This window comes from Pseudorhodoferax sp. Leaf265 (assembly GCF_001422365.1).
Classification (GTDB): domain Bacteria; phylum Pseudomonadota; class Gammaproteobacteria; order Burkholderiales; family Burkholderiaceae_C; genus Pseudorhodoferax.
This window is the reverse complement of record NZ_LMMT01000018.1, coordinates 25,910-49,705: the sequence shown is the minus strand read 5'-3', so window position 1 is coordinate 49,705 and position 23,796 is coordinate 25,910. Positions and strand designations below refer to the sequence as shown.

Here is a 23,796-nt window from a genome sequence, read left to right as displayed (position 1 = left end):
AAAGGAGGGAAAGGTGATGGAAAGGGGGAACTCAGTCGTCGTGGGCCGGCGTGCCGGGCGGCGTGTCGCGCCGCAGCTTGCGCATGAGGCCGGGCCACTCGCGCTCGCCGGCGATCAGGATGTCGCCGTGCTGCTCCCAGAACTGGCGCGCGGCGTGCTCGCACACGGGATGCGGTGGCACGACGATGGGCCCGGCGCCGCCGGCCACCGCGGCCTGCATCTGCAGCTGGATGCGCGCGGCGCGCTCGAAGTAGTACAGCAGCATGAAGGCCTCGCCCACCGTGCGGCCCACGGTCAGCAGGCCGTGGTTGCGCAGCAGCATGACCGGGTGCTGGCCGAAGTCGCGCACCAGGCGCGTCTGCTCGTCCAGGTCGATGGCCACGCCCTCGTAGCCGTGGAAGGCCTGGCGCTGGTAGAAGCGCATCGCGAACTGCGACAGCGGCAGCAGGCCCTCGGGCTGGGCCGACACCGCCAGGCTCGCGTCCGAGTGCGTGTGCAGCACGCACAGCGCGTCGTGCCGGCTCTCGTGGATGGCGCCGTGGATCACGAAGGCCGCGGCGTTGACCTCGTAGGGCGTGTCCTCCAGCTTGCGGCCCTGCAGGTCGATGCGCACCAGGCTGGAGGCCGTGATCTCCTCGAACAGCAGGCCGTAGGGGTTCAGCAGGAACTCCCCCGGCCTGCCCGGAACGCGCATCGAGATGTGGTTGTAGATCATGTCGTCCAGGCCGAGCCGGGCGACCAGGCGGTAGCAGGCGGCGAGGTCGACGCGGGCCTGCCACTCGGGGCCGCTGATGTGGGCGGGCTTAGTCATTCGCAAGTTCTAGCAAGAGGTCGGCCAGCACGCGCGTGCCGGCGGCCAGGTCCGAGGGCGTGGCCGACTCGGCCTCGTTGTGGGTGATGCCCAGATGGCAGGGCACGAACAGCATGGCCGTGGGCGTGACCGCGTGCAGGTAGCGCGCGTCGTGGCCCGCGGCCGAGGGCAGGTCGCGCCAAGGCGTTGCGAGCCGGTCGGCCACCGCGCGTGCGCGCTGGCGCAGCGCCTCGGGGAACTCCAGCGAGTCGGCGGCCGACAGGCGCTGGACCTGCACCTCGCAGGGCCCGCGCGCGGCAGCGCACAGGTGCTCCACCTGCGCGCTCATGGCGCGCAGCCGGGCCGTGTCGGGGTGGCGCAGGTCGATCGAGAACACCACCTTGGCGGCCACCACCGAGGGCGCGTTCGGCAACACCTCGAAGCGGCCGATCGTGAACTTGGTGATGTCATCAAAGTCGTGGAAGGCTGCGGCCAGCGCCTGCACCATGCCGGTGGCGGCCAGCAGCGCGTCCTTGCGTTCGCTGCGCTGCGAGGTGCCGGCGTGCGCGGCCTCGCCGATCACCTCCACGCGGAAGGTGTGCTTGCCCTGGATGCCGCTCACGATGCCGACCGGAAAGCCCTCGCGCTCGAGCACCGGGCCCTGTTCGATGTGGGCCTCGACGAAAGCGTGCACGGCACCGCCCAGCGCGCGCAGCGGCACGTGGGCCAGCCGTTCCTGCTGCAGCGCCAGGGCCTCGCCCACGCGCACGCCCTGAGCGTCCTGCGCGGCCAGGATGGTGTCGAGCGGGCGGTCGCCGGCGAACACGGCCGAGCCCATCATGCCGGGCGCGAAGCGCGAGCCCTCCTCGTTCATCCAGGCCACCACGTCGATGGATCGGCGCGGCGCCACGCCGGTCGCGCGGATGGCGCGCGCGGCCTCGAAGGCCGCCAGCACACCGTAGACGCCGTCGAACTTGCCGCCCGTGGGCTGGCTGTCCAGGTGCGAGCCGCTCAGCACGGGCGCGGCGCTCGCGTCGCTGCCGGGCAGGCGCAGGAACAGATTGCCCGCCGCATCGCGGCTGGCCAGCATGCCGATGGACTGGCCCCAGCGCACCAACTCCGTCTGGGCCGCGCTGTCTTCCTGGGAAAGCGCCTGCCGGTTCACACCGCCCGCGGCCGTGGCGCCAAAGCGCGCCATGGCCTGCAGGCTGTCCCACAGCCGCTGCTCGCTGACGAAGGAGGACGGTGCGGCCATCACGACGTTTTCATGATCTCGGCAGGCACCGAGCGCGGGTCGCGCGGCAACCACTTGTTCTGCTCCACCGTGGCCAGGAAGTCGGCCACGAACTGGTTGAACAGCGCGGGCTCGTCGATGTTGAGCGTGTGGCCGGTCTTGGGCAGCACCAGCAGGCCGCTGGCGGGCACGGTGCGCTTGAGGAACAGGCCGGGCTGCAGGCAGTGGTCGTCCTCGTCGCCGACCACGACCAGCGTGGGCACCTGCATCTGTCGCAGCTCGGCTTCCAGGTCGTAGATGGAGGGCCGGCGCGCCTGCACGCCCTGCATCGTGCGGGCCGAGCCCACGGCCGAATGCTCGGACAGCTGGGTCGCAAACTCCTGCCAGCCGCGCGGGTCCTTCACCTGGAACACGATGCGCGAGGCGGCCGTCGAATAGATCTTGGCGAACTCCACCGCGCCCAGCTCCTCGAACTTGCGCGCCACCTCCAGCGAGACGTTGCGGAAGTAGTCCTCGTACTGCTTCTCGGCACCGTAGCCGGCGCCGGCCACCACCAGCGACAGCGCGCGCTCGGGGTAGCGCAGGCCGAAATGCAGCGTGGCGAAGCCGCCCATCGACAGGCCGACGATGTGCGCCTTCGCGATGCCCAGGGCCGTCATCACGTCGGCGATGTCGTCGGTGGCGATCGCCTGCGAGTAGCGCTCCACATCGGTGGGCACGTCCGAGGGCGGATAGCCGCGCGCGCCGTAAGTGATGCAGCGGTAGCGCCGCGTGAAGTAGCGCATCTGCGGTTCCCAGCTGCGGTGGTCGCCGCCGAACTCGTGCACGAACACGATGGGCGTGCCGGAGCCGGCTTCTTCGACATGCAGGCGCGTGCCGTCGCGGGTGGTGATCATGGGCATGGCGCGAACCTCAGAACAGGGCGGTGGAGACGGGCATGCGGCGGGCCTTCTCGACCATGGCCGGCAGCAGCTCGCAGAAGCGCGCGGCCCAGGCTTCGGGCACGCTCAGGCTGACCTTGACGAAGCGGTCGCCGAAGCGCTTGGTGTGGTAGGTGCCCTGGCGGATCATCACGCCCTCCTGCTGGTAGGCCTCGACCAGCGCCTCGGGGCGGATGCCGGCGTCCACGGTCTCGATCACGAGCAGGTTGGCGTTGGACGGGTAGACCGGGATGTGCAGGCCCGGGATGCGCTGCACCGCCTCGTACACGGCCTTCTGGTTGGCGCGCAGCCGGGCCAGCACGCCGGGGAACCACGCGGCCTTGCTCCTGAGGCCGGCGATGGCGGCGCGCTGCGACACCACGTTGCTGCCCAGGTTGTTCGGCGGCGCCGTGGCCAGCAGCTCGATGATGTCCGGGTTGGCGACCACCGCGCCCAGGCGCATGCCGGCCAGGCCCAGCCACTTGGAGAAGCTGTAGGTCAGGATCGCCTTCTCGGGGTAATAGCGCAGCGCGGGGCTGAAGCCCTCGGCGAACTGCGAATACGTGGCGTCGTGGATGAAGTAGGCGCCGACCGAGCGCGCGATGTCGCAGAAGGCCTCGATCTCGGCCGCCGTGTGGCAGGTGCCGAGCGGGTTGTTCGGGTCCACGAGGTAGATCACGCGGGTCTGGTCGGTCACGGCCGCGCGCAGTTGCTCGGGCGTGAGCTTGTAGCCCTGCGCCGCCTCGTAGATCGGCAGTTCCACCACGCGCGCGCCGGCCTTGCGCGCGAAGTGCATGGGCCAGGCCCAGCTCGGGTCGGTGGTGACGAAATCGGTGTCCGGCGCGCAGATGTTGCTGCACACGTTGTAGAGCGCTTCCACGGCGCCGTCGGTCACGAAGGCTGACATGCCCGGCACGCCCACGTCCAGGGCGATGAGCTGGCGCAGTTCCTCGAAGCCGCAGGGCGGCGCGTAGGCGTGGTAACTGCCGTCCTGCAGTGCGGCGACGGCGGCCTCGAGCACCGAGGGATGCGGGTCGAAGTGGTTGGTGTTCTGGCCCAGCCACATCAGGCCGGGGGTGTTGCAGAGCCGGTCGAAGTACGCGTTGCGCAGTTCGAAGGGGCGCGGGGTGGTGGTGGTGTTGGCGGTCATCGGCGAGTGCAAAGCAGATGCCATGCCATGCATTTGCCGCCGTGTTTTCGCTCCTGCACCCTTTTTGGGTGCACAGCGCAGGCATTCGGTGCATCCAAAAACGGCGTTCTTGTATTTTTGCCGGGAGGTGCACCAAGAGCGCGCCAGGAAGGGCGCGGCAATGCGGCCGTCGCGCTGCGCTTCCCGTGGCATGGATACTGCTTTTGCGGAACCGTATATGTCGATGGCCACCGCGGTGCAGCGGGTGCCACCGCCACCGTCCACCCCCGTCCAAGAACGACATGACGACCGTAGACACCAACGACAAGACACGCCGCGGCAAGGCGCGCAAGGCCCCGGCATCGACGCCGCGCGAACGCGCCCGGGACAAGTCCGTCACGCTGGCCGACGAACTGCAGGAAACGCTGGAGGGCCTGATCGTCAGCGGCGCGCTCAAGCCCGGCACGCGGCTGGACGAGGCCGAACTCGTCGAGCGCTTCCAGGTCTCGCGCACGCCGCTGCGCGAGGCGCTCAAGTCGCTGGCCGGCAACGGCCTGGTCGACATGCGCGGCCACCAGGGCGTCTGCGTGGCGACGATCTCGGTGCCCGTGCTGATCGAGATGTTCCAGATGATGGCCGTCAGCGAAGGCCTGTGCGCCAAGTACGCGGCGCGCCGCGCCACGCCGGCGCAGCGCGCCAACCTGGTCGCCATCCACAAGCGCCTGGTGGAGTTGCTGGAAATCGGCGACCACGAAAGCTTTTACGAGGTCAACCGCGAATTCCACGAGGCGCTGTACGACGCCTCCAACACCAGCTATCTGTCCGAGCAGACGCACCGCCTGCGCAAGCGCGTGGGGGTGTACCGCCGGCATGTGACCTTCCAGCCCGGCCGCATGGCCGCCACCATCGGCGAGCACCAGGCCATCCTGGACGCGCTCGACCGCAACGATCCCGAGGCCGCGTTCGCCGCGGCCGTCGACCACGTGACGCTGCTGCAGGACGACATGGTCGACCTGATCGCGGCGATTTCCACGCACCTTCCCGGCCTGTGAGCCGCCCGTTCCTTTCGTTCTCCCTCACCTCATGATCACTCTTGACCTCAGCGGACAGACCGCACTCATCACGGGCGCCTCCAAGGGCATCGGGCTGGCCGCCGCGCACAGCTTCGCCGCCGCCGGCTGCCACCTGCACCTGGCCGCGCGCGACGGGGAGGCCCTGGCCGCGGCACGCGAGGCCATCATGGCCGCGCACGATGTGCGCGTGACGATCCACCCCATGGACCTGGCCGCACCGGGCGCCATGCGCCAGCTGGACGAAGCCGTGGGCGACATCGACATCCTCGTCAACAACGCGGGCGACATTCCCTCCGGCCCGATCGAGTCGCTGGACTTCGACGTGGTGCGCCGCGGCTTCGCGCTCAAGGTGCTGGGCTACATGGAACTCACGCAACTGGTCTACGCACGCATGAAGCGTCGTGGCCACGGCGTGATCGTCAACGACATCGGCAACTCGGGCGAGAACTGGGACGCCAACTACATCGCCGGCTCCACCGGCAACGCGGCCGTGATGGCCTTCACCAAGGCGCTGGGCGGCGTGAGCCTGGACGACGGCATCCGCGTCGTCGGCGTGAATCCCGGCCCGGTGGCCACCGACCGCATGGTCAAGCTCATGAAGCGCCGCGCGCTCGACAACCTGGGCGACGAAGGCCGCTGGGAAGAGTTGTTCCTGCAGTACCCGGGCGGCCGCCCGGCCGAGGCCCAGGAAGTGGCCGAACTCATGCTGTTCCTGGCCTCCAAGCACGCGGCCTACATCACCGGCACCATCGTGACCATCGACGGCGGCATCGCGGCACGCGGCTCCATCATCAAGACCAGCAAGAAGGCCATGGAACTGGCGGCAGCACAGCAGAAGTAGCCGTTTCTGCGTGCCGGCGGCGGTCTGGGGAGGCCGCGCCGGCTTGGCCTATACTGGCCGCCCTGCGCCGATTTGTTCCAGATTGCGGGCGCCGGAACCCCCGAGTTCCGAAATGCAGCTAAACACGGACGCCCCCAACCCGGCTTCGTTGTTCAGCGAGCCGGGTTTTTTGTTTTTGCGTCCATGCCACTCATCGCGCATCCCCAATCCATGCCGTTCAGCCAGCCGCTGCCGCTGCAGAGCGGCGCGGCCATCCGCGACTACGCGCTCAGCTACGAGACCTACGGCCGGCTCAACGCGGACAAGAGCAACGCCGTGCTGATCTGCCACGCGCTCAACGCCTCGCACCATGTCGCGGGGGTCTACGAAGGCCAGCCCCGGTCCGAGGGCTGGTGGGACAACATGATCGGCCCCGGCAAGCCGGTGGACACCGACCGCTTCTTCGTGATCGGCGTGAACAACCTGGGCTCGTGCTTCGGCTCCACCGGCCCCATGCACGTGAACCCGGACACGGGCCGCGTCTACGGCGCCGATTTCCCGGTCGTCACGGTGGAAGACTGGGTCGATGCCCAGGCCCGGCTGCTCGACGCGCTGGGCATCCGCCAGCTGGCCGCCGTGATGGGCGGCAGCCTGGGCGGCATGCAGGCCCTGTGCTGGAGCCTGCGCTACCCCGAGCGCGTGCGCCATGCCGTGGTGGTGGCCAGCGCGCCCAACCTCAACGCCGAGAACATAGCCTTCAACGAGGTGGCGCGCCGCGCCATCGTGACCGACCCCGATTTCCACGGCGGCCATTTCTATGCCCAGGGCGTGGTGCCCAAGCGCGGGCTGCGCATCGCCCGCATGATCGGGCACATCACCTACCTCAGCGACGACGTCATGAACGAGAAGTTCGGGCGCCAGTTGCGCGAGGGCATCGACCTGAAGTACAGCACCCAGGACGTCGAGTTCCAGATCGAGAGCTACCTGCGCTACCAGGGCGACAAGTTCAGCGAGTACTTCGACGCCAACACCTACCTGCTGATCACGCGCGCGCTCGACTACTTCGATCCCGCGCGGGCCCACGGCGGCAGCCTGCAGCAGGCCCTGGCGCAGACCCAGGCCAAATTCCTGCTCGTGAGCTTCACGACCGACTGGCGCTTCGCCCCGGCGCGCAGCCGCGAGATCGTGCAGGCCCTGCTCGACAACAAGCGCGCCGTCAGCTACGCGGAGATCGATGCGCCCCATGGGCACGACGCCTTCCTGCTCGACGACGCGCGCTACCTGAACGTGGTGCGCGCCTACTTCGCGCGCATCGCCAGCGAAGGAGCCACGGCATGAGCGACCAGTCGACCATGGAGACCATCGCACGGCTCGTGCCGCAGGGTGCGCGCGTGCTCGACCTGGGCTGCGGCGACGGCGCGCTGCTGGCGCACCTGCGGGCCACGCGCGGCTGCACGGGCTACGGCATCGAGATCGCCGACGCCAACGTGCTCGCCTGCGTGCAGCGCGGCGTCGACGTGATCCAGCTCAACCTCGAAGAAGGCCTGGCGATGTTCGACGACGCCAGCTTCGACGTGGTGCTGCAGATCGACACGCTGCAGCACCTGCGCAACGCCGAGACCATGCTGCGCGAGACCGCGCGCGTGGGCCGGCGCGGCATCGTGGCCTTCCCCAACTTCGCCCACTGGCCGAACCGGCTGTCGGTGCTGCGCGGGCGCATGCCCGTCACGCGCCGCCTGCCCTACCAGTGGTACGACACGCCCAACATCCGTGTCGGCACCTTCAAGGACTTCGGGGTGCTGGCGCGCAAGAACGGCCTCAGGATCCTGGACGCCTTCGGTCTGCAGGCGGGCCTGGAGATCCGCGCGTTCCCGAACGCGCGCGCGTCCACCGCGCTGTTCCACTTCGAGCGCGGTTGAGCCCCAAAAAAAAAGGGCCCGAAGGCCCTTCCCGCTGTTGTGCGGACCGCTCAGGCCACTTCGCCCAGCGCGTCCGACAGCGCGTTCACCAGCCGGTCGATCTCGGCCTTCTCGCTGATGAAGGGAGGTGCCAGCTGGATGGTGTCGCCGCCGTAGCGCACGTAGAAGCCCTTCTTCCACATCGCCATGGCGATCTCGTAAGGCCGCTTGGCCGGCTCGCCCGGCGCCGGTGCGATCGTCAGGCCCGCAGCCAGGCCGATGTTGCGGATGTCCAGCACATGCTTGGCGCCCTTGAGGCTGTGCACGGCCTGCTCGAAGTGCGGTGCCAGCGCCTTCACGCGGCCCACGCCGTCCTCGGCCTGCAGCAGTTCCAGCGCGGCCAGGCCGGCGGCGCAGGCCACCGGATGCGCCGAGTAGGTGTAGCCGTGCGGGAACTCCACCATGTACTCGGGGCCGCCGGCCGCCATGAACGTGTCGTAGATCTCCTTGCTGGCGACCACGGCGCCCAGCGGCTGCGTGCCGTTGGTCACCTGCTTGGCGATGTTCATGATGTCCGGCGTGACGCCGAAGAACTCGGCACCCGTCATCGCGCCGCAGCGGCCGAAACCGGTGATGACCTCGTCGAAGACCAGCAGGATGTTGTTGGCCGTGCAGATGTCGCGCAGGCGCTGCAGGTAGCCCTTGGGCGGCACCACCACGCCGGCCGAGCCCGAGAACGGCTCGACGATCACGGCCGCGATGGTCGAGGCGTCGTGCAGCGCGATGATGTCCAGCAGACGGTCGGCCAGCTCGGCGCCGGTCTCCGGGATGCCGCGCGTGAAGGCGTTGGCGGCCAGCTGCGTGTGCGGCAGGTGGTCGGCCTCGATGGTCTGGCCGAAGGCCTTGCGGTTGCCGACCATGCCGCCGACCGAGATGCCGCCGAAGTTCACGCCGTGGTAGCCCTTCTCGCGGCCGATCAGGCGCGTCTTGCCGGCCTGGCCCTTGGTGCGCCAGTAGGCGCGCGCCATCTTGAGCGAGGTGTCGGCGGCTTCCGAGCCCGAGCCCGCGAAGAACACGTAGTCCAGCCCTGCGGGCGTCAGTTCCTTGATCTTGTTGGCCAGCGCGAACGAGCCCGGGTGGCCGAACTGGAAGGCCGGCGCGTAGTCCAGCGTGGCGATCTGGCGCGCCACGGCCTCGTTGATCTCGGCCCGGCCATGGCCCAGGCCCGTGCACCACAGGCCCGACAGGCCGTCGAAGATCTTGCGGCCGTCGCCATCGGTGAAGTAGGCGCCCTTGGCGCCCACGACCATGCGCGGATCGGCCTTGAAGTTGCGGTTGCCGGTGAACGGCATCCAGTGCGCGTCCAGCCAGGCGGCGTCGGTGTGGGGGGCTTGGGTCTGCGGCGCGGACAGCACGGTCATGGCGGCTCCAGGAATGGTTGGAAAAGCCGCATTGTTCGGCACCGCCATCTCTTGGACAATGTTGATGTATCAAACTTCAGTTGACGATTCATGAAAGTGAAGAACCGTGCCGTGCTGGGCCAGCTCGACGACATGGACCTGCGTCTGCTCAAGGTGTTCCGCAGCGTGGTGCAGTGCGGCGGCATGACGGCGGCCGAACTGGAGCTCAACATCGGCACCTCCACCATCAGCCGCCACATCAAGGACCTGGAGACGCGATTGGGCCTGGTGCTGTGCCGGCGCGGCCGGGCCGGCTTCGCGCTGACCGAGGAAGGCCAGCGCGTCTACGACGAGACCCAGCGCCTGCTGGCCTCGGTGGACGTGTTCCGCAGCGGCATCGACGACATCCACGGCCGCATGGGCGGCGCGCTGGAACTGGCCGTGTTCGACAAGACCGCCACCAACCCGCAGGCCCGCATCGCCGAGGCCATCGCGCTGTTCCGCGCCCAGGCGCCCGAGGTGCAGCCCAGCCTGCACGTGGCCTCCATCAACGAGATCGAACGCGGCGTGATCGACGGCCGCTTCGCGCTGGGCATCATCCCCGCGCACCGGACCTCGCGCAGCCTGCGCTACACCGAGCTCTTCGGCGAGACCATGCTGCTGTACTGCGGCCGCGCGCATGCGCTGTTCGGCGCGGCGCACACCAGCCTCAGCTGGGCGCGGCTGCGCCAGTACCCGTTCGCCGGCCTGGGCTACCACTCGCCCAACATGGAGCTGAGCCACCAGGAACGGCTGGTGCGCCGGGCCAGCGGCTACGACCAGGAGGCCATCGCCACGCTGGTGCTGTCGGGCTGCTTCCTGGGTTTCCTGCCCGACCACTACGCGGCCGGCTTCGTCGCCAAGGGCCTCATGCAGGCCGTGGCGCCCGAGCGCTTCTCCTACGCCTGCCAGTTCGTGAGCCTGCTGCGGCGCTCACCCCAGCCGTCGCGGGCGGCGCTGCTGTTCCAGGATTGCCTGAACGCCGCCCATGCGCGCGGTCAGTAGTGCGGCGGCAACTCGTCGCGCAGGTTGCGGGCGCCGGCGGCGCTTGGGTCGGGCTGTTGCAGCCGCAGCGCTTCGAGCTGGCGCGCCAGTGCATCGATCTGCTGCTGCTGGCGGTACACGGTCAGGTTCAGCTCGTCCAACAGGTCTTCGGCCTCGCAGGCCTTGAGTTCCAGCGCGTCGAGCCGCCGCGATAGGGGGTCTTGGGCATCCATGGCCGGGATTGGACACCATGGCTGCACGTTGTCACGCGTCGGTACTAGAATCCGGCCGCCGTGGGGGGGTAGCTCAGTTGGGAGAGCGCCGCGTTCGCAATGCGGAGGTCGTGAGTTCGATCCTCATCCTCTCCACCACCGAATCGAGCGCCCTGTGGCACCCGTCTCGCCTCTGGCGGGACAACTGTGGGACCCACAGACGGCAAGCATCAGCAAGCGGACGGACAGCGCCGGCCGTACCAGCTTCCAAGCCAAGATTCGCCGGGCAGGGCATCCTGTCCTGTCGCGCACCTTCCCCACCCGACGGCTGGCCCACCAATGGGCCGCCGGGCACGAGGCACCTGTGCCTGCCACTGGCCCGACCACGCGAGCGACCGCGAAGATGGCTTGCAGGACGGCCGGTCGATTCCGACCACGCGCAGATCACAGGGCAGCCTATCGGACCATGGGGCGGCGTCCTACCGCCGTGGGAAAGCGGGTGCCGGACAGTCGCTTCACCGGACGCCACAACACACACAGCGCTCGGCAGACCGACTACACCGCAACGTCAAACTTCCGAAGGACACATCATGAAAAAGCATCTTCTCTGGATCGCCCTGGCTGGCAGCGTCTTCGCCGCGACGGGCGCAAACGCGATGACCAAGGACGAATACAACGTCGCCAAGGAGAAGATCTCGGCGGACTACAAGGTGGCCAAGGCCAAGTGCGACACCTTGAAGGACAACGCCAAGGACGTGTGCGAGAAGGAAGCCAAGGGCATGGAGAACGTAGCCAAGGCGGAGCTGGAGCAGAACTACAAGCCGTCCAACGGCAACGCCAAGAAGGTCGCGGAAGCGAAGGCCGAAATGAGCTATGAAGTCGCGAAGGAGAAGTGCGACGACATGAACGGCAACGCCAAGGACGCGTGCGAACAGCAGGCAAAGGCGCAGCATGAAGCAGCGAAGGTCGAAATCAAGCGCATGAAGGGCTGATCGCCATCGAGGGGCTCCACAGCGCGTCTTCCTACGCCGGAGCGGGCCCCTCGAGGACCCAGCGTCATTTTGATCGGCGTACCTTGGACACTGAGCATGTCGCTCAGCACACAGGAGACGCAAATGGCGAACCAACCCAACCAGTCAACCAGCGGCACCAACCAAGACAAGTCGGCCCAGCACAACCAGTCGCAGCCGAACCAGGCCGGCCAACAAGGTCAGGGCGGCAAGCCTCAGGGCCAACAGCAGCAGGATGCCGGTAAGCAGTCGGGCCAGCAAGGCCAGAAAGGCCACCCGCCCGGCATGACCCAGGGCGACAACCCGAACCAACCATCCAGCGGCAGCAAGTCGAAGTGAGGCACTGAACGATGGGCAACGAAGACATCAACCTTGCACCCAACGCAACTGGCGCCGACCGTATCGACTCCAACTCGGATGAAGCGCTGCGCACCTGGGCCGAACGCCTGAACGTCAGCCAGGACCAGATCCGCGAGGCCGTCGGAAAGGTCGGCGACTTGGCTGGCGATGTGGAGTTGCATCTGAAGGGCAGCCGGAGCACGACCAACGACGACCGCGTGGAAGCCGCTGAGTGATTCGGCCGTCCACCAGGGAGAACGGGCCCCACGGCCCGTTTTCTGTTGGGTGCTACTCCCCGTCGCTGTCCGATTCGCCGGGTACGGCGCGCTCGGCCCTGTCGCTCAGCCGCTGCCCGGCTTCGCGGGAGGCATGGCGGGCCTTGTCCCAGTCCAGCGACGAGCCCGTGCGCGAGCTGGCCCAACCGCTGCCAAGTTCCGGCTCGAGCGCGTCGAAGGTCCGGTCCGGGTACTTCCGGTGCGCCCTGGCGCCGTACTGGTCGTCGTGGGCCCCGGCTGCATCGGTGCGGGTGCTGCGGTTGTCGCGCCAGTAGGTGTCCTCGGCAACCGGATCGATCTTGATCGACTTGCCGGCCACTGCACCGACGACCGCACCGACTGCCGCACCGAGAGCAGCACCGACCGGACCGGTCATCCCGCCGACAGCCGCGCCTGCCGCCGCCCCGCCGGCCACCCCGCCAGCGACGCTGCCCATGACAGCGGCCGTGCCAGTCTTGCTCCGTTCTTCCATGAAGGTCTCCTGTCGGTTGAAGACCGACAAGCTACGTTGCTCATCGTCTCGGACGTGCGGGATTCGCACCACTGCCAACGTCGTCTTTTTCCGTCGCCGTAGCCGGCGCGTAGGAGTCCGCCGCACGATTGTTCTGATCGCGGAAACGATCCTTTGCCCGGTGCCCGGTTTTTCTTTCGGGGCGCGACTTCGACAATGGAGCCATCGATGAGACGCACAACAAACGCCTCATCGAGACGCGGCAGACACGGTGTCTTGTCGCGCCGATTGAGCAAGTCGCATCCATCACCGAAAGGAATTCACCATGAACAAGTTCGTCGCTTCCGCCCTGATCGCAGCTGCCGGTTTCGCCGCTGCTCCCAGCTTCGCCGCTGACTTCGTTGGCGGTGAGGTCGGCTACGTGCCCCAGGTCTCCACCACCGTGAGCGGGCTGACCCGCGAAGCCGTGCGCGCCGAAGTCCTGCAGGCCGAGCGCAACGGCACCATGCCTGAATTGGGTGAAGGTGCCGACGTTGGCGCCGTGGCCACCGCCAAGAGCACGCTGAGCCGCGAAGCCGTGCGCGCCGAAGCTGTCTACGCCGTGCGCCATGGTCAACTGCCTGGCGGCGAAGTCTGAGTCACCAGCACCCCGCTCAACGAGCCGCCTTCGGGCGGCTTTGTCGTTTCAGAATGCTCTTGCGCGCTGCGCACGGGACCCGACTGCCGACAAGGTCGCGCGAATTTCGGCAGGGCGACGTTCAGTCGCCGGATGGTGCTTCATAACGCAAAGCTCCACCGGGTCACTTTCCGCGCCGGGTCGTGCAAGCTGCTCAGTTCTGCATGCCCGCCCGCAACACCGTCGCGCGCATGCGCGGCAGCTCCTCCTCGATGCGCGCTGCCACCGCCTCGCCTGGCTCGTAGGCCGGCTGCAGGCCACTGTTCACCAATCCCTTCTGCAGGTCGGCCGCGGCCGCGGTCTCGGCAATCGCCTTGTGCAGCGCGCTGCGCACCCCGGCCGGCAGCCCGCGCGGCGCCACCACGGCCAGCCAGGAGTCCGCTGCGAAGCCGGGGTAGCCGCTCTCGGCAATGGTCGGCACCTGGGGCAGCTGCGGCGCGCGGCTCTCGCCCAGCACCGCGATGGCCTTGACCTTGCCGGCCCTGAGCTGCGGCAGCGCCGCGGCCACGGTGTCCACGCTCAGGGGGATCTGCCCGCCAATCAGGTCGGCCATGGCCGGCGCGCTGCCCTTGTAGGGGATGTGGGTGAGCTTGACGCCGGCACGCTCCCACAGCATCTCGCCGGCAAAGTGGCCCGTCGTGCCGTTGCCGAAGCTGCCGTAGACGAACTTGTCCGGCGCGGCGCGCACGGCACCCAGCAACTGGCCGAAGTCCTTGGCCGGCACCGAGGGATGGGCCAGCAGGATCAACGGCACGCGCGCCGTCATGCCCAGCGGCTCGAAGCTCTTGATCGCGTCGTAGGGCAGCTTCTGGTTCAGTGCCGGGTTGATCGTGAAGGTCGAGCCCGAGCTGATCAGCAGCGTGTAGCCGTCGGGCGCGGCGTTGGCGGCCACTACAGCCCCCACCACCGTGCCGGCGCCGGCACGGTTGTCGGCCACCACGGGCTGGCCCAGGCGCTCGCCCAGGCTCTTGGCCACGAGCCGGCCCACCACGTCCACGGCACCACCCGGCGGGAACGGGATCACGAGCTGGATCGGCCTGGCCGGCCAGGCCTGGGCCCAGCCCAGGACGGGGGCCGCGAAGGCCGTGGCCAGGGCGACCCTGGCGATGCTTGCGACGAGGTTTTTCATGCTTTCTCCTTGGGGGCGGGGGTTGAAAAATGGGCAAGGGCGTTGGCGCAGGACGCAGGCATCCAGCGCCGGCCACGCGGGTCGGCGAACAGGGCGGAGACGGAGTGCGGCCCAGGTCGGGCGCGCGGCTAGAAGGGCGGCGGGGGCTGGGCGCGGCAGTGCATGGCCGGGCCGCTCAGATCGGTAGCTGCGTGGTCGACAGCACCTGCTTGAGCACCATGAACGTGCGCACCTGGCGCACGCCCGGCAGGTACAGCAGCTGCTCGGCGTGCAGGCGGTTGAAGCTGTCGTTGTCCTTGGTGCGCAGCATCATCATGTAGTCGAACTCGCCCGTCACCACATGGCATTCCAGGCAGCCGGAGACCTTTTGCGCGGCCTTCTCGAAGTCGGTGAAGGACTCGGGCGTGGAGCGGTCCAGCACCACGCCGATGATGACCAGCATGCCGGCGTTGAGCGGCCGCGGGTCCAGCAGGGCCACGATGCCCTTGATGAAGCCTTCGGCCTTGAGCCGCTCGACGCGGCGCAGGCAGGCCGGCGCGCTGAGGTTGACCTTGGCCGCCAGCGCCACGTTGGAGACCGAGGCGTCGCGCTGCAGCGCGCGCAGGATGGCGCGGTCGATGCGGTCGAGCCCGGCCGGCAATGCGTCGGCCTCTGCCGTGCTGCGGCTGCGCGAGCGCTCGGCCTTCATGCCGGTGCACCTGCGGCCGCGCGCCGCCGCTCTGCGATGGCCGGGCCCTGCTCGGCCAAGTCCCAGAACAGGCCGGTCATGGTCTGCAGCCCTTCGCGCGCCACGCTGCCCAGCAGGTGCTCGTCGGGCGCATGCTGGCTGCAGGCCGGGTAGGAGTGCGGCACCCACAGCGTGGGCAGGCCCAGCAGCTCGGCGAACACGTCGTTGGGCAGCGAGCCGCCGAAGTTGGGCAGCAGCGCCGGCGCCTTGCCGGTGCTGCGGCGCATGGAGTCCAGCGCCCAGTGCACCCAGGGGTCGTCGGGGTCCAGCCGCGTGGCAGCCATGGCCTCGCCGTCGGGCGTCACTTCCACATCGGCCAAGCCCTGCTGGTCCAGGTGCGCGCGCAGGTGTTCGATGAAGTGCGCGCTGTCGGTGCCGACCACGAAGCGGATCTGGCACAGCGCGAAGGCCTCGCCCGGGATCGCGCCCACCGGGGCCTCGGGGTTGCCGGTCTGGAAGGCCAGCACCTCGATGGTGTTCCAGCCGTAGACGCGCTCGGTCGGCGTCAGGCCGGGCTCGCCCCAGTCGGGGTCGATGGCCGGGTCCGCCGGCCCGCCGCCGACTTCGATGGTCGACAGCGCCTCGCGCACATTGGCCGGCAGCGCATCGGGCAGCAGGCGGGGCACCAGCACGCGGCCGCGCGCATCGACCAGGCTGGCGATGGCATGGGCCAGCCGCGTGCCGGCGTTGCGCAGCAGGCCGCCCCAATTGCCCGAGTGGTGGCCGCCCGGCCGCAGCCGCACGCGCAGGCGGAAGTTGAAGAAGCCGCGCGAGCCCAGGAACAGCGTGGGCCGCGGCGCTGCCACGCGCGGCCCGTCCGACGCGATGAACAGGTCGGCGGCCAACGCCTCGCGGTGCAGCGCGCAGAACGCGCGCAGGCCCGGCGAGCCGATCTCCTCCCCCGTCTCCAGCACGAGCTTGAGGTCGTAGCCCAGCCGGCCGCCGCGCGCCTGCAGCACCAGCGCCAGCGCCGCGAGGTTGATGCTGTGCTGGCCCTTGTTGTCGGCGCTGCCGCGGCCGTACCAGCGATCGCCCTCCACCGTCACGCGCCAGGGCGCCAGGCCCGCGCGCCATTGCGCGTCCTGGCCGCGCACCACGTCGGCATGGCCGTAGGTCAGCACGCCGAAGCTGGCGCCGGGCTCGGTGCGCTCGGCGATCAGGAAGGGGCCGCCGCCGGTCACGGGGTTGTCGAGGATGCAGCAGCGGAACCCCATGGCCTGCAGCTCCGGCGTGATGTCCTCGGCCAGGTAGGCGCGCAGCACCGGCCCACCCTCGGGGTTCTGGCTCTCGGTGCGCTGCGCCACGCGGCGCGACAGGGTGGCCAGGAAGTGCCCCTGGTCGAAGTGGTCGGCCGCGGCGGCGAGGGCTTGTTCTCTGCGCATTCGGGTGTCTCCTGAGTTTGTCGTTGGTGGCGTGGTGGGCTTGGACGAGCGCATGGTAGGCAGCACGCTGGCTTGCGAGAAGCAGAAAATTCAGATGCTCGGTTTGCCAAAATGGCAAACCGACACCTTCCCGGGACCCCGCCATGGCCTTGTCGCACCGACTCCAGAGCACCGCCCTGCGCTACTTTCTCGAGGTGGTGCGCTGCGGTTCGATCAGCGAGGCCGCCTTGCGCGTCAACGTGGCCGGCTCGGCCGTGAGCCGGCAGATCGCGGGGCTCGAAGAGGCGCTGGGCCTGGCCCTGTTCGAGCGCCGCCCGCGCGGCATGACGCTGAGCCCGGCCGGCGAACTGCTGGCCGAGCATGCGCGCAAGTCCGGGGCCGACGCCGAGCGCATCGTTGCCAGCATGCAGGCGCTGCAGGGCCTGGGCAGCGGCCATGTGCGCATCGCGAGTTCGGAGGGCTTCGCGCTGCAGTTCCTGCCCACGCTGATCGACGAGTTCCTGGCCCGGCACCGTGGTGTCTCCGTGCACCTGGGCGTGGTGGCGCCGGCCGAGGTCACGCAGCGCGTGCGCCAGGCGGCCTGCGACATCGGCGTCGTGTTCAGCTACAGCCGCGTGGGCTACACCGACGTGAAGGTCGCGCACCGCCAGCCTGCCCCCGGCATGGCCGTGATGCGCACGGGCCACCCGCTCGCCCAGCTCAAGCAGGTGACGCTGGCGCAGCTGCAGGGTCACCCGATGGCACTGCCGGGCACCGACACCACGCTGCGCCAGCTGTTCGACATCGCCTGCATCAAGCAGCGCGTCTCGGTGGACACGGTGTTCACGAGCAACTACGTCGGCGCGCTGCTGCGCTTCGTGCGGCTGCGCGATGCGGTCACGCTGGCCAGCGAAATCTCGGTGCGCGGCCTGTTGGCCGAGGAGGGCCTCAGCGCCGTGCCGATCCGCGACCGCACGCTGAGCGGGCGCGACATCGAGGTGCAGATGCGGCCCGAGCGCACGCATCCCGAGCTCGTGCGCGTGTTCCGCGATTTCCTGATCGCGCAGCTGGCCGCGCCGCGCGGCAGCGGCCGGTTGGCGGGCAACGGCAGGGGTGCCAAGGGCTGACATTCTTGAGATGGAATTTTGTTGCGTACATGAAAGAAAGTACGCACACATGCGTTGAATCATTGCGAATAACAGAAATTCGAGTGGTCTGATACCTCCTGATTTTGCAACCCTGTTTCGTGGCATGCCTCCTATGCTTTGGGCCATCGACCACCCCGCCCACCAGGAGCCTCCATGAACCTGCAGAAGTTTCCCCGCCATCCGCTGACCTTCGGCCCCACTCCCATCCAGCCGCTCAAGCGCCTGAGCGCCCACCTGGGCGGCGAGGTGCAGCTCTACGCCAAGCGCGAGGACTGCAACAGCGGCCTGGCCTTCGGCGGCAACAAGACGCGCAAGCTCGAGTACCTGATCCCCGAGGCGATCGAGGGCGGCTACGACACGCTGGTGTCCATCGGCGGCATCCAGTCCAACCAGACGCGCCAGGTCGCCGCCGTGGCCGCGCACCTGGGCATGCAATGCGTGCTGGTCCAGGAGAACTGGGTCAACTACGCCGACGCCGTGTACGACCGCGTGGGCAACATCGAGCTGTCGCGCATCATGGGCGCGGACGTGCGGCTGGACGCCTCGGGCTTCGACATCGGCATCCGCAAGAGCTGGGAAGAGGCCATGGACAGCGTGCGCCGCGCCGGCGGCAAGCCCTTCCCGATCCCGGCCGGCTGCTCCGAGCATCCCAGGGGCGGCCTGGGCTTCGTCGGCTTCGCCGAAGAGGTGCGCCAGCAGGAGGCAGAGCTGGGTTTCAAGTTCGACTACATCGTGGTCTGCTCGGTCACGGGCAGCACGCAGGCCGGCATGGTGGTGGGCTTCGCGGCCGACGGCCGGGCCGACCGCGTGATCGGCATCGACGCCTCGGCCAAGCCGCAGCAGACTTTCGACCAGGTTCTGCGCATCGCCAAGAACACCGCCAACCTCGTGGAACTGGGCCGCGACATCACCGCCAAGGACATCGTGCTCGACACGCGCTTCGGCGGCCCGGAGTACGGCCTGCCCAGCGAAGGCACGCTGGAAGCCATCCGCCTGTGCGCGCGCCAGGAAGGCATGCTGACCGACCCGGTGTACGAGGGCAAGTCCATGCACGGCATGATCGAGATGGTGCGCCAGCGCGAGTTCCCATCCGGCTCGCGCGTGCTGTACGCCCACCTCGGCGGCGTGCCGGCGCTGAGCGCCTACAGCTACCTCTTCCGCAACGGCTGAAGCCATGCGGCGCCCGCCCGCCATGCAATGGGTTTGCACGCGCGGCGTGCTGGCCGCCGCGCAGTCGGCTGCCGCAGCCTTCGAGCGCGAACACGGGCTTGCCGTGGTGCTGCGCGACCTGGACGAAGGCGCGGCGCAGCTGGAGGCCAGCGTGGCCTGCGAGACCCACTGGCGGCGTGGCCTGCGCCAGCGCGTGGACAGCCCGCTGGAATGCTGGATCGCCCGCGTGCCCGGCCCGGTGCTGTGCATCACCGAGGGCGGTCGCGCGCAGGCCGAATCGCTGCGTGCGTTCGTGCCCGCGGGCCGCGCCTACCTGGGGCTGTGGGGCGAGGAGGCGCTGCAGCCCGCAGCCATTGCGCTGGCGGCCTGGCAGCTGGCGCAGTCCGGTACAGGGCGCTGGCTCACGCTGGCGGTGGACTGAGCGGCCACCGGCCTTTCAGAGCGGAATGTCGCCGGTCGGGCGGCCGAGCCACTTGTTGGAGAGACGGTCCGCTTCGCCGGACTTGCGGGCCTCGGTCACGATGTCGTTGATCCTGGTGCGCAGCTTCTCCTCGCCCTTCGGGATCCCGATGAAGTTCGGGCTCTGGCTCAGCAGGAGCTTGTACTCGAGCCCGAGCTGCGGCTGCGTCTGCATGAGCCTGGACACCGCCGGCTGGCTGCTGCCGACCGCCGGAACCTGGCCGGAGCCCAGCGCGGCGATGGTCGCTGCATGGTCCTCGAAACGCATCAGCGTGGTGCCCTGGGGCGCGACCTTGGTCAGCTCCTGGTCCTCGATCGTGCCGCGCGTCACGGCCACCGACTTGCCGTCGAGGTCGGCAAAGCTCTTGATCGTGACGGACTTGGGCGCGTAGATGCCGCTGACGAAGGGCGAGTACGCGGCGCTCGTGAAGTCCACGACCTTTTCGCGCTCCGCATTGCGCGCCAGCGTGGAGACCACGATGTCGACCTTGCGGGTCTGCAGGTAGGGCACGCGGTTGGTGCTGGTCACCGGCACCAGCTCGGCGCGCACGCCCAGCTTGGCGGCGATGTAGTTGGCCATGTCCACGTCCAGGCCCTGGGGCTTCATGTCGACGCCGACAAAACCGTAGGGCGGATAGTCGGTCGGCACCGCGGCGCGGATCACGCCGGCCTTGACGATGTCATCCAGCGCGTTCTGGGCGAGCGCGCCCATGCTGGTCAAAACGCATGCGGCGCAGACGATGGTGCGGCGAAGAAGGGGCATGGCGGAACTCCGGTGCAGTGGGGAAAACGGGGGATGTTCAGAGGCCGGAACAGTCGGCCAGCCGCTTGGCGAACAGCTGGCCATAGCCTGGACGCGCGCCGGCGACCTGCAGCGTCTCCAGGCAGTGCCAGAACGAGGCCTGCACGGCCGAGATCACCGGCTTGCCCAACGCCTGTTCGAGCGCCTCGATCGCCCCGACCGAGCGAAAGTTGGTGCAGCTGATGAAGATGGCGCTGGCCTCGGGATGGTCCACCGCGCGCACCAGGTCGTAGACCTTCTCGAGCGGTACCTCCGCCAGCGCGCGGTCCTCGTCGATGCGCAGGTTGGCATGCTTGACGACCTGGTGGCCGTTCTCTTCCAGGAAGCGGATGGCCTTGGCATGGACGGCATCCACATAGGGCGAAGCCAGTGCCACCTTGCCCGCCCGCACCTCCTTCAAGGCCGCCAGCGTCGCGGTGGACGCGGTGTTGACGCGCACGCCGGGCACCCACTGCTGCATCTTCGCGATGAGGGCGTGGTCGTAGGCCGTGCCATGCAGGAACGATGCGCTCGTTCCCCCGAAGCACATCAGGTCGATCGGTGCGGAGCCGACCAACCGGGCCGACTGGGCCAGCTCCGGGGAGTTCATCATCTCCTCGATGCCCTCCACCGTGACCTTGGGCAGCTTGATCCGTGTCGTGTGCACGGAGACACCCGGCGCGGCCATCGCCGACCACTCGGCATCCATCACGATGCTGGAGGCGATGTAGATCAGGCCGAGCTTGCAGAGGTGGCCTGAGCCGTCGTAGCGGAAGACCGGTTGGACAGGAGTGTGGGGGTGCATAGGTTTCGACAGGTCGAAGGCAGCTCAGTGCTCCTCGATGTTGAGGATCTTCCCGAGGCCCAGGAAGTAGTTCGCGAAGGCCAGCACGCTGGCCGTCACCGCGATGTAGACCACCGACAGCGCCGCCAGCGTCGGGTCGGCGAACTCGCGCACGTAGTTGTACATGGCCACCGGCAGCGTCTGCGTGTCCTGCGTGGTCACGAACAGCGAGGCCGTGAACTCGCTGAACGACATGATGGCCGCGAACAGCCAGCCGCCGAACAGCCCGGGCGCCAGCAGCGGCACCGTCACGGTCAGCAGCACCTTGCGCGGCGAGGCGCCCAGGCTGGCCGCGGCCTGCTCCAGACGTTCGTCCAGGTTCTCCATCGACACGTAGACGCTGCGCATCACGAAGGGCAGCACCAGCATCACATGGCACAGGATGGCGATGCCGTAGCCGCGCTGCACCGAGGCCTGCGACACCAGGATCAGCAACCCCAGCCCCAGCGTGAAGTGCGGCACGACCAGCGGTGAATGCAGGATGGCCAGCAGCGTCTCCTTGCCCTTGAACTCCAGCCGCTTCACGGCGATCGACAGGCCCGTGCCGATCACCAGTGCCAGGAACGACGACCAGCCGGTGATGACCAGGCTGGCCTGGAAGCCGTGCTGGAAGTCCGGGTAGCTGAACACCCGCGTGAACCATTTGAGCGAGTACGACTCGGGCGGGAACGTGAGGATGGCCTTCTCGTTGAAGGCGGCGATGGTGACCACCACCACCGGCAGCAGCACGAAGGCCAGCAGCATGGCGATCAGCACGGGGCCGGCGATGCGCAGCGGCAAGGGCAGGGCGCTTTGGATCTTCATGGTGTCAGTGGCCGCCGATGGTCTTCAGCCGTTTGGTCAGCTGCGCCAGCGCCAGCAGCGCGGCGGCGGTCAGCAGCAGGCCGACCACGCTCAGGCTCGCGGCCAGCGGGAAGTTCATCGACGAGAAGCCGAGCTGGTAGACCAGCGTGGACACGGTCGGCACGCGGCCGCCGCCGATCATCTGCGGCGTGGCGAAGGCGCTGAAGGTCCAGGCGAAGGCGGTGGTGATGCTGGCCAGGATGCCGGGCATGGACAGCGGCAACGTGACCGTCAGGAAGGTCTTGACAGGGCCCGCGCCCAGGCTTTGCGCGGCCTTCTCGTAGTCGCGGTCGATGTGCGAGATGGCCGTGGCCAGCATCAGCACCACCACCGGAATGGTCACGTGCACGAGTGCCACCAGCACGCCCAGGTGCGTGAACATGAGTTCGAGCGGCCACTCGATCACACCGAGCTGGCGCAGCAGACCGTTGATGAAGCCATTGCTGCCGAGCACCGCGATCCACGAGTAGGTGCGCACGATCTCGCCCAGGAACAGCGGCGTGATGGACACCACCAGGATGAAGGACTTGAGCGCCCGGTGGCGCACGCGCACCAGCGCATAGGCCAGCGGGTAGGCCACCAGCAGCGAGAACACCGTCGTCTCCACGCTCAACAGCAAGGTGTTGGCGAACGCGGTGAGGTAGATCGACTTGGTCAGCCCGCTGAAGTTCTCCAGCGTGAAGCCGCCCACGTCCAGCGAACCCGGCACGAAGGCCCGGAAGCTGAACTGCAGCACGGCCAGCAGGGACACGGCGATGCACACCGCAACGATGACGGCCGGAGACACCAGCCAGGCGCGTAGATCGGAACGCATGCCCACCCTTCTCGAAACCCAGTTGCTCGATCTCGTGGGGAGATCAGTTCATGATGTTTTCGGTGAACCACTTGCGCCATTCGGCGGTCTTCTCGGCACGCAGCTTGTTGTCGATCACGATGGTCTGCGTGTCCCACTGCTCCTTGGTCGTGAACACGCCGGGCAGCTTGGCGTCCTCGGCCGACACCTTGGCATTGCTGACGACCGGGCTGGCCTTCTTGGAGGCGACGATCCTGGACTGCACGTCGGCCGACAGCGCGATGTTCAGGAACTTGTAGGCCAGGTCGGCCTTGGTCGTGCCCTTCATGATGGCCATGGTGTCCACGCCCAGCACGGCGCCTTCCTTGGGCATCACGACCTTGATCGGCACGCCCTGGCTGGCCATGTGGTACGCGTTCATCGACAGGATCACCTCCACCGGCGTCTCGCCCGTGGCGATCAGCTGCTGCGCGTTGGCGTCGTTGGTGTAGAAGGCCTTGAAGTTGGGCTTGAGCGCCTTGAGCTTGTCCTGGCCCTTCTCCCAGCTCGCGGCATCGCCGCCCGACAGCATGGCCGACACCGCGATGATGTGGCTGGGGTCGAAGTCGGGCGCGCTGAGCTTGCCCTTGAGCGCCGGGTTCCACAGGTCGTTCCAGCTCTCCAGCTTGATGCTCGCGGGCACCAGGTCCGGGCGGTAGCCGATGGAGTAGACGTAGGCCCAGCTGCCGATGTGGAACGGGCTGATCTTGGCGCGCTCCACCAGGTGGGCGTAGTTCGGGATCTTGGCCGTGTCGATCTGCTCGAACAGGTTGCTGCTCACGTAGAGCCAGCCGACGTGCGAGGTCGTGAAGGTGATGTCGCTCTCGGGCTTGGAGGCCAGCTTGGCCTTGTTCAGGCGGTCGATGGTGCCGCCCGTCACGTACTTCACAGGCACGCCGGTCTGGCGGGTGAACTCCTTGCCGATGTTCTCGTCGATGAGGTCGCGGAAGCTGCCGCCCCAGGTGCTCACCACGAGCGCGTTGTCCTGTGCCCAGGCGGTGGTGCCACCCAGCGTGGCCGAGAGCGCACACAGAGTCAGAAGCTTGCGAATCATGGATTGACCTCAATCGAAAAAGTTGAACATCTGCCGGTACTGGAATGCCTGGGGACCGCAGCGGTCCCCGCATCACGGACCGGATCATGGGAATGCCGGCGCGCTCGGCCAAGTCGCCTTTTACGTAGAGGTGCCTCAAATTTTCCGAGGGGGCGGCGCGCACACCGCTCGGAAATTCCTAAACGGGCGGCCGGAAAA

General features: G+C 68.4%; 27 protein-coding genes and 1 tRNA gene. 13 read left to right on the top strand and 15 right to left on the bottom strand.

Translation table 11 applies throughout. From position 1 onward, the window contains the following. Positions 1–31: 31 nt before the first annotated feature. Genes ASF45_RS17250 through ASF45_RS17235 form a run of 4 tightly spaced genes read right to left on the bottom strand, consistent with a single transcriptional unit; the run spans position 32 to position 4,094 of the window. Complete coding sequence (locus ASF45_RS17250) at positions 32–811, bottom strand: class II aldolase/adducin family protein (RefSeq protein WP_056665142.1); 780 nt, start codon at positions 809–811, stop codon at positions 32–34. Continuing rightward, positions 804–2,045: a M20 family metallo-hydrolase gene (locus tag ASF45_RS17245; RefSeq protein ID WP_056665138.1), complete on the bottom strand. Its 1,242-nt coding sequence runs from the start codon at positions 2,043–2,045 to the stop codon at positions 804–806. The genes ASF45_RS17250 and ASF45_RS17245 overlap by 8 nt, the downstream gene beginning before the upstream one ends. Continuing rightward, the gene (locus ASF45_RS17240; RefSeq protein ID WP_056665135.1) at positions 2,045–2,926 is read right to left on the bottom strand and encodes an alpha/beta fold hydrolase; all 882 of its coding nucleotides are present in this window, start codon (positions 2,924–2,926) and stop codon (positions 2,045–2,047) included. The genes ASF45_RS17245 and ASF45_RS17240 overlap by 1 nt, the downstream gene beginning before the upstream one ends. A 10-nt stretch (positions 2,927–2,936) precedes the next feature. Further along, positions 2,937–4,094, bottom strand: coding sequence for a pyridoxal phosphate-dependent aminotransferase (locus ASF45_RS17235; protein WP_056665131.1), 1,158 nt, complete (start codon positions 4,092–4,094; stop codon positions 2,937–2,939). A 281-nt stretch (positions 4,095–4,375) separates the two neighbouring features. Between ASF45_RS17235 and ASF45_RS17230 the strand changes: the two genes are divergently transcribed. The 4 genes from ASF45_RS17230 (at position 4,376) to metW (ending at position 7,885) form a co-directional block, all read left to right on the top strand. Continuing rightward, positions 4,376–5,125 carry a GntR family transcriptional regulator gene (locus ASF45_RS17230; protein ID WP_082551078.1) on the top strand — a complete coding sequence of 250 codons (750 nt, stop codon included), beginning with the start codon at positions 4,376–4,378 and terminating at the stop codon, positions 5,123–5,125. A gap of 34 nt (positions 5,126–5,159) precedes the next feature. Continuing rightward, the gene (locus ASF45_RS17225) at positions 5,160–5,987 is read left to right on the top strand and encodes an SDR family oxidoreductase (protein ID WP_056665230.1); all 828 of its coding nucleotides are present in this window, start codon (positions 5,160–5,162) and stop codon (positions 5,985–5,987) included. 183 nt (positions 5,988–6,170) lie between these two features. After that, the gene (locus tag ASF45_RS17220) at positions 6,171–7,304 is read left to right on the top strand and encodes a homoserine O-acetyltransferase (RefSeq protein ID WP_056665128.1); all 1,134 of its coding nucleotides are present in this window, start codon (positions 6,171–6,173) and stop codon (positions 7,302–7,304) included. Next, complete coding sequence (gene metW, locus ASF45_RS17215) at positions 7,301–7,885, top strand: methionine biosynthesis protein MetW (RefSeq protein WP_056665125.1); 585 nt, start codon at positions 7,301–7,303, stop codon at positions 7,883–7,885. Before ASF45_RS17220 ends, metW begins: the two co-directional genes overlap by 4 nt. Positions 7,886–7,935: 50 nt before the next feature. Here metW and ASF45_RS17210 read toward each other — a convergent pair whose 3' ends face one another. Continuing rightward, complete coding sequence (locus ASF45_RS17210; protein ID WP_056665123.1) at positions 7,936–9,285, bottom strand: aspartate aminotransferase family protein; 1,350 nt, start codon at positions 9,283–9,285, stop codon at positions 7,936–7,938. A 90-nt stretch (positions 9,286–9,375) separates the two neighbouring features. Here ASF45_RS17210 and ASF45_RS17205 point away from each other — a divergent pair, with 90 nt between their 5' ends. Further along, a complete protein-coding gene (locus ASF45_RS17205) occupies positions 9,376–10,308 on the top strand; it encodes a LysR family transcriptional regulator (RefSeq protein ID WP_056665120.1) in 933 nt (310 codons plus the stop codon). Here ASF45_RS17205 and ASF45_RS17200 read toward each other — a convergent pair. Further along, the gene (locus tag ASF45_RS17200) at positions 10,302–10,520 is read right to left on the bottom strand and encodes a SlyX family protein (protein ID WP_056665119.1); all 219 of its coding nucleotides are present in this window, start codon (positions 10,518–10,520) and stop codon (positions 10,302–10,304) included. The genes ASF45_RS17205 and ASF45_RS17200 overlap by 7 nt on opposite strands. Before the next feature lie 62 nt (positions 10,521–10,582). Here ASF45_RS17200 and ASF45_RS17195 point away from each other — a divergent pair. The 4 genes from ASF45_RS17195 to ASF45_RS17180 all read left to right on the top strand — a co-directional run bounded on the left by ASF45_RS17195 (position 10,583) and on the right by ASF45_RS17180 (position 12,084). Continuing rightward, positions 10,583–10,658, top strand: a tRNA-Ala gene (locus ASF45_RS17195). Positions 10,659–11,089: 431 nt separating this feature from the next. Further along, positions 11,090–11,491 carry a hypothetical protein gene (locus ASF45_RS17190; protein ID WP_056665117.1) on the top strand — a complete coding sequence of 134 codons (402 nt, stop codon included), beginning with the start codon at positions 11,090–11,092 and terminating at the stop codon, positions 11,489–11,491. A gap of 123 nt (positions 11,492–11,614) precedes the next feature. Further along, positions 11,615–11,848, top strand: a complete 234-nt coding sequence (locus tag ASF45_RS17185; RefSeq protein ID WP_056665114.1) for a hypothetical protein — start codon at positions 11,615–11,617, stop codon at positions 11,846–11,848. 11 nt (positions 11,849–11,859) lie between these two features. Then, positions 11,860–12,084 (top strand): DUF3606 domain-containing protein, encoded by a 225-nt coding sequence (locus ASF45_RS17180; RefSeq protein ID WP_056665112.1) that lies wholly within the window; start codon positions 11,860–11,862, stop codon positions 12,082–12,084. Between the two features lie 52 nt (positions 12,085–12,136). Here the strand turns inward: ASF45_RS17180 and ASF45_RS17175 are convergent, their stop codons facing one another. Further along, positions 12,137–12,595 (bottom strand): hypothetical protein, encoded by a 459-nt coding sequence (locus ASF45_RS17175; RefSeq protein ID WP_056665228.1) that lies wholly within the window; start codon positions 12,593–12,595, stop codon positions 12,137–12,139. 304 nt (positions 12,596–12,899) lie between these two features. On the opposite strand from ASF45_RS17175, the gene ASF45_RS17170 reads away from it, so the two are divergent. After that, entirely contained in the window at positions 12,900–13,211 is a 312-nt protein-coding gene (locus ASF45_RS17170; protein WP_056665109.1) for a DUF4148 domain-containing protein, read from the top strand. A gap of 193 nt (positions 13,212–13,404) precedes the next feature. On the opposite strand, the gene ASF45_RS17165 is transcribed toward ASF45_RS17170, so the two are convergent. The 3 genes from ASF45_RS17165 to ASF45_RS17155 all read right to left on the bottom strand — a co-directional run bounded on the left by ASF45_RS17165 (position 13,405) and on the right by ASF45_RS17155 (position 16,488). Further along, the gene (locus ASF45_RS17165) at positions 13,405–14,379 is read right to left on the bottom strand and encodes a tripartite tricarboxylate transporter substrate binding protein (RefSeq protein ID WP_056665106.1); all 975 of its coding nucleotides are present in this window, start codon (positions 14,377–14,379) and stop codon (positions 13,405–13,407) included. Between the two features lie 175 nt (positions 14,380–14,554). Further along, on the bottom strand, positions 14,555–15,067 hold the full coding sequence (locus ASF45_RS17160; protein ID WP_056665103.1) for an Lrp/AsnC family transcriptional regulator: 513 nt from the start codon (positions 15,065–15,067) through the stop codon (positions 14,555–14,557). Further along, positions 15,064–16,488 (bottom strand): M20 family metallopeptidase, encoded by a 1,425-nt coding sequence (locus tag ASF45_RS17155; protein WP_056665100.1) that lies wholly within the window; start codon positions 16,486–16,488, stop codon positions 15,064–15,066. Before ASF45_RS17155 ends, ASF45_RS17160 begins: the two co-directional genes overlap by 4 nt. A gap of 143 nt (positions 16,489–16,631) precedes the next feature. Between ASF45_RS17155 and ASF45_RS17150 the strand changes: the two genes are divergently transcribed. From ASF45_RS17150 to ASF45_RS17140, 3 genes are all read left to right on the top strand, one after another. Further along, positions 16,632–17,594, top strand: coding sequence for a LysR family transcriptional regulator (locus ASF45_RS17150; protein WP_056665097.1), 963 nt, complete (start codon positions 16,632–16,634; stop codon positions 17,592–17,594). 174 nt (positions 17,595–17,768) lie between these two features. Next, on the top strand, positions 17,769–18,785 hold the full coding sequence (locus tag ASF45_RS17145; RefSeq protein ID WP_056665094.1) for a 1-aminocyclopropane-1-carboxylate deaminase: 1,017 nt from the start codon (positions 17,769–17,771) through the stop codon (positions 18,783–18,785). Positions 18,786–18,789: 4 nt separating this feature from the next. Then, positions 18,790–19,206 (top strand): hypothetical protein, encoded by a 417-nt coding sequence (locus ASF45_RS17140; protein WP_056665091.1) that lies wholly within the window; start codon positions 18,790–18,792, stop codon positions 19,204–19,206. A 15-nt stretch (positions 19,207–19,221) separates the two neighbouring features. Here ASF45_RS17140 and ASF45_RS17135 read toward each other — a convergent pair whose 3' ends face one another. Genes ASF45_RS17135 through ASF45_RS17115 form a run of 5 tightly spaced genes read right to left on the bottom strand, consistent with a single transcriptional unit; the run spans position 19,222 to position 23,598 of the window. Next, positions 19,222–20,007 carry a transporter substrate-binding domain-containing protein gene (locus ASF45_RS17135; RefSeq protein ID WP_056665088.1) on the bottom strand — a complete coding sequence of 262 codons (786 nt, stop codon included), beginning with the start codon at positions 20,005–20,007 and terminating at the stop codon, positions 19,222–19,224. A gap of 37 nt (positions 20,008–20,044) precedes the next feature. Then, positions 20,045–20,830, bottom strand: coding sequence for an Asp/Glu racemase (locus ASF45_RS17130; RefSeq protein WP_056665086.1), 786 nt, complete (start codon positions 20,828–20,830; stop codon positions 20,045–20,047). 24 nt (positions 20,831–20,854) lie between these two features. Continuing rightward, positions 20,855–21,673 (bottom strand): ABC transporter permease, encoded by an 819-nt coding sequence (locus ASF45_RS17125; protein ID WP_056665083.1) that lies wholly within the window; start codon positions 21,671–21,673, stop codon positions 20,855–20,857. A 4-nt stretch (positions 21,674–21,677) separates the two neighbouring features. Next, on the bottom strand, positions 21,678–22,526 hold the full coding sequence (locus ASF45_RS17120) for an ABC transporter permease (RefSeq protein WP_056665080.1): 849 nt from the start codon (positions 22,524–22,526) through the stop codon (positions 21,678–21,680). 43 nt (positions 22,527–22,569) lie between these two features. Continuing rightward, positions 22,570–23,598: a PotD/PotF family extracellular solute-binding protein gene (locus tag ASF45_RS17115; RefSeq protein WP_056665077.1), complete on the bottom strand. Its 1,029-nt coding sequence runs from the start codon at positions 23,596–23,598 to the stop codon at positions 22,570–22,572. Positions 23,599–23,796: the final 198 nt, after the last annotated feature.

Coding starts and splice junctions, on each gene's coding strand:
- ASF45_RS17130 (WP_056665086.1), bottom strand. CDS start 20,830: ATGCACCCCCACACTCCTGTCCAACCGGTCTTCCGCTACGACGGCTCA.
- ASF45_RS17165 (WP_056665106.1), bottom strand. CDS start 14,379: ATGAAAAACCTCGTCGCAAGCATCGCCAGGGTCGCCCTGGCCACGGCC.
- ASF45_RS17155 (WP_056665100.1), bottom strand. CDS start 16,488: ATGCGCAGAGAACAAGCCCTCGCCGCCGCGGCCGACCACTTCGACCAG.
- ASF45_RS17250 (WP_056665142.1), bottom strand. CDS start 811: ATGACTAAGCCCGCCCACATCAGCGGCCCCGAGTGGCAGGCCCGCGTC.
- ASF45_RS17175 (WP_056665228.1), bottom strand. CDS start 12,595: ATGGAAGAACGGAGCAAGACTGGCACGGCCGCTGTCATGGGCAGCGTC.
- ASF45_RS17240 (WP_056665135.1), bottom strand. CDS start 2,926: ATGCCCATGATCACCACCCGCGACGGCACGCGCCTGCATGTCGAAGAA.
- ASF45_RS17205 (WP_056665120.1), top strand. CDS start 9,376: ATGAAAGTGAAGAACCGTGCCGTGCTGGGCCAGCTCGACGACATGGAC.
- ASF45_RS17180 (WP_056665112.1), top strand. CDS start 11,860: ATGGGCAACGAAGACATCAACCTTGCACCCAACGCAACTGGCGCCGAC.
- ASF45_RS17200 (WP_056665119.1), bottom strand. CDS start 10,520: ATGGATGCCCAAGACCCCCTATCGCGGCGGCTCGACGCGCTGGAACTC.
- ASF45_RS17245 (WP_056665138.1), bottom strand. CDS start 2,045: ATGGCCGCACCGTCCTCCTTCGTCAGCGAGCAGCGGCTGTGGGACAGC.
- ASF45_RS17230 (WP_082551078.1), top strand. CDS start 4,376: ATGACGACCGTAGACACCAACGACAAGACACGCCGCGGCAAGGCGCGC.
- ASF45_RS17135 (WP_056665088.1), bottom strand. CDS start 20,007: ATGCCCCTTCTTCGCCGCACCATCGTCTGCGCCGCATGCGTTTTGACC.
- ASF45_RS17210 (WP_056665123.1), bottom strand. CDS start 9,285: ATGACCGTGCTGTCCGCGCCGCAGACCCAAGCCCCCCACACCGACGCC.
- ASF45_RS17125 (WP_056665083.1), bottom strand. CDS start 21,673: ATGAAGATCCAAAGCGCCCTGCCCTTGCCGCTGCGCATCGCCGGCCCC.
- ASF45_RS17185 (WP_056665114.1), top strand. CDS start 11,615: ATGGCGAACCAACCCAACCAGTCAACCAGCGGCACCAACCAAGACAAG.
- ASF45_RS17170 (WP_056665109.1), top strand. CDS start 12,900: ATGAACAAGTTCGTCGCTTCCGCCCTGATCGCAGCTGCCGGTTTCGCC.
- ASF45_RS17140 (WP_056665091.1), top strand. CDS start 18,790: ATGCGGCGCCCGCCCGCCATGCAATGGGTTTGCACGCGCGGCGTGCTG.
- metW (WP_056665125.1), top strand. CDS start 7,301: ATGAGCGACCAGTCGACCATGGAGACCATCGCACGGCTCGTGCCGCAG.
- ASF45_RS17120 (WP_056665080.1), bottom strand. CDS start 22,526: ATGCGTTCCGATCTACGCGCCTGGCTGGTGTCTCCGGCCGTCATCGTT.
- ASF45_RS17235 (WP_056665131.1), bottom strand. CDS start 4,094: ATGACCGCCAACACCACCACCACCCCGCGCCCCTTCGAACTGCGCAAC.
- ASF45_RS17220 (WP_056665128.1), top strand. CDS start 6,171: ATGCCACTCATCGCGCATCCCCAATCCATGCCGTTCAGCCAGCCGCTG.
- ASF45_RS17145 (WP_056665094.1), top strand. CDS start 17,769: ATGAACCTGCAGAAGTTTCCCCGCCATCCGCTGACCTTCGGCCCCACT.
- ASF45_RS17160 (WP_056665103.1), bottom strand. CDS start 15,067: ATGAAGGCCGAGCGCTCGCGCAGCCGCAGCACGGCAGAGGCCGACGCA.
- ASF45_RS17150 (WP_056665097.1), top strand. CDS start 16,632: ATGGCCTTGTCGCACCGACTCCAGAGCACCGCCCTGCGCTACTTTCTC.
- ASF45_RS17190 (WP_056665117.1), top strand. CDS start 11,090: ATGAAAAAGCATCTTCTCTGGATCGCCCTGGCTGGCAGCGTCTTCGCC.
- ASF45_RS17115 (WP_056665077.1), bottom strand. CDS start 23,598: ATGATTCGCAAGCTTCTGACTCTGTGTGCGCTCTCGGCCACGCTGGGT.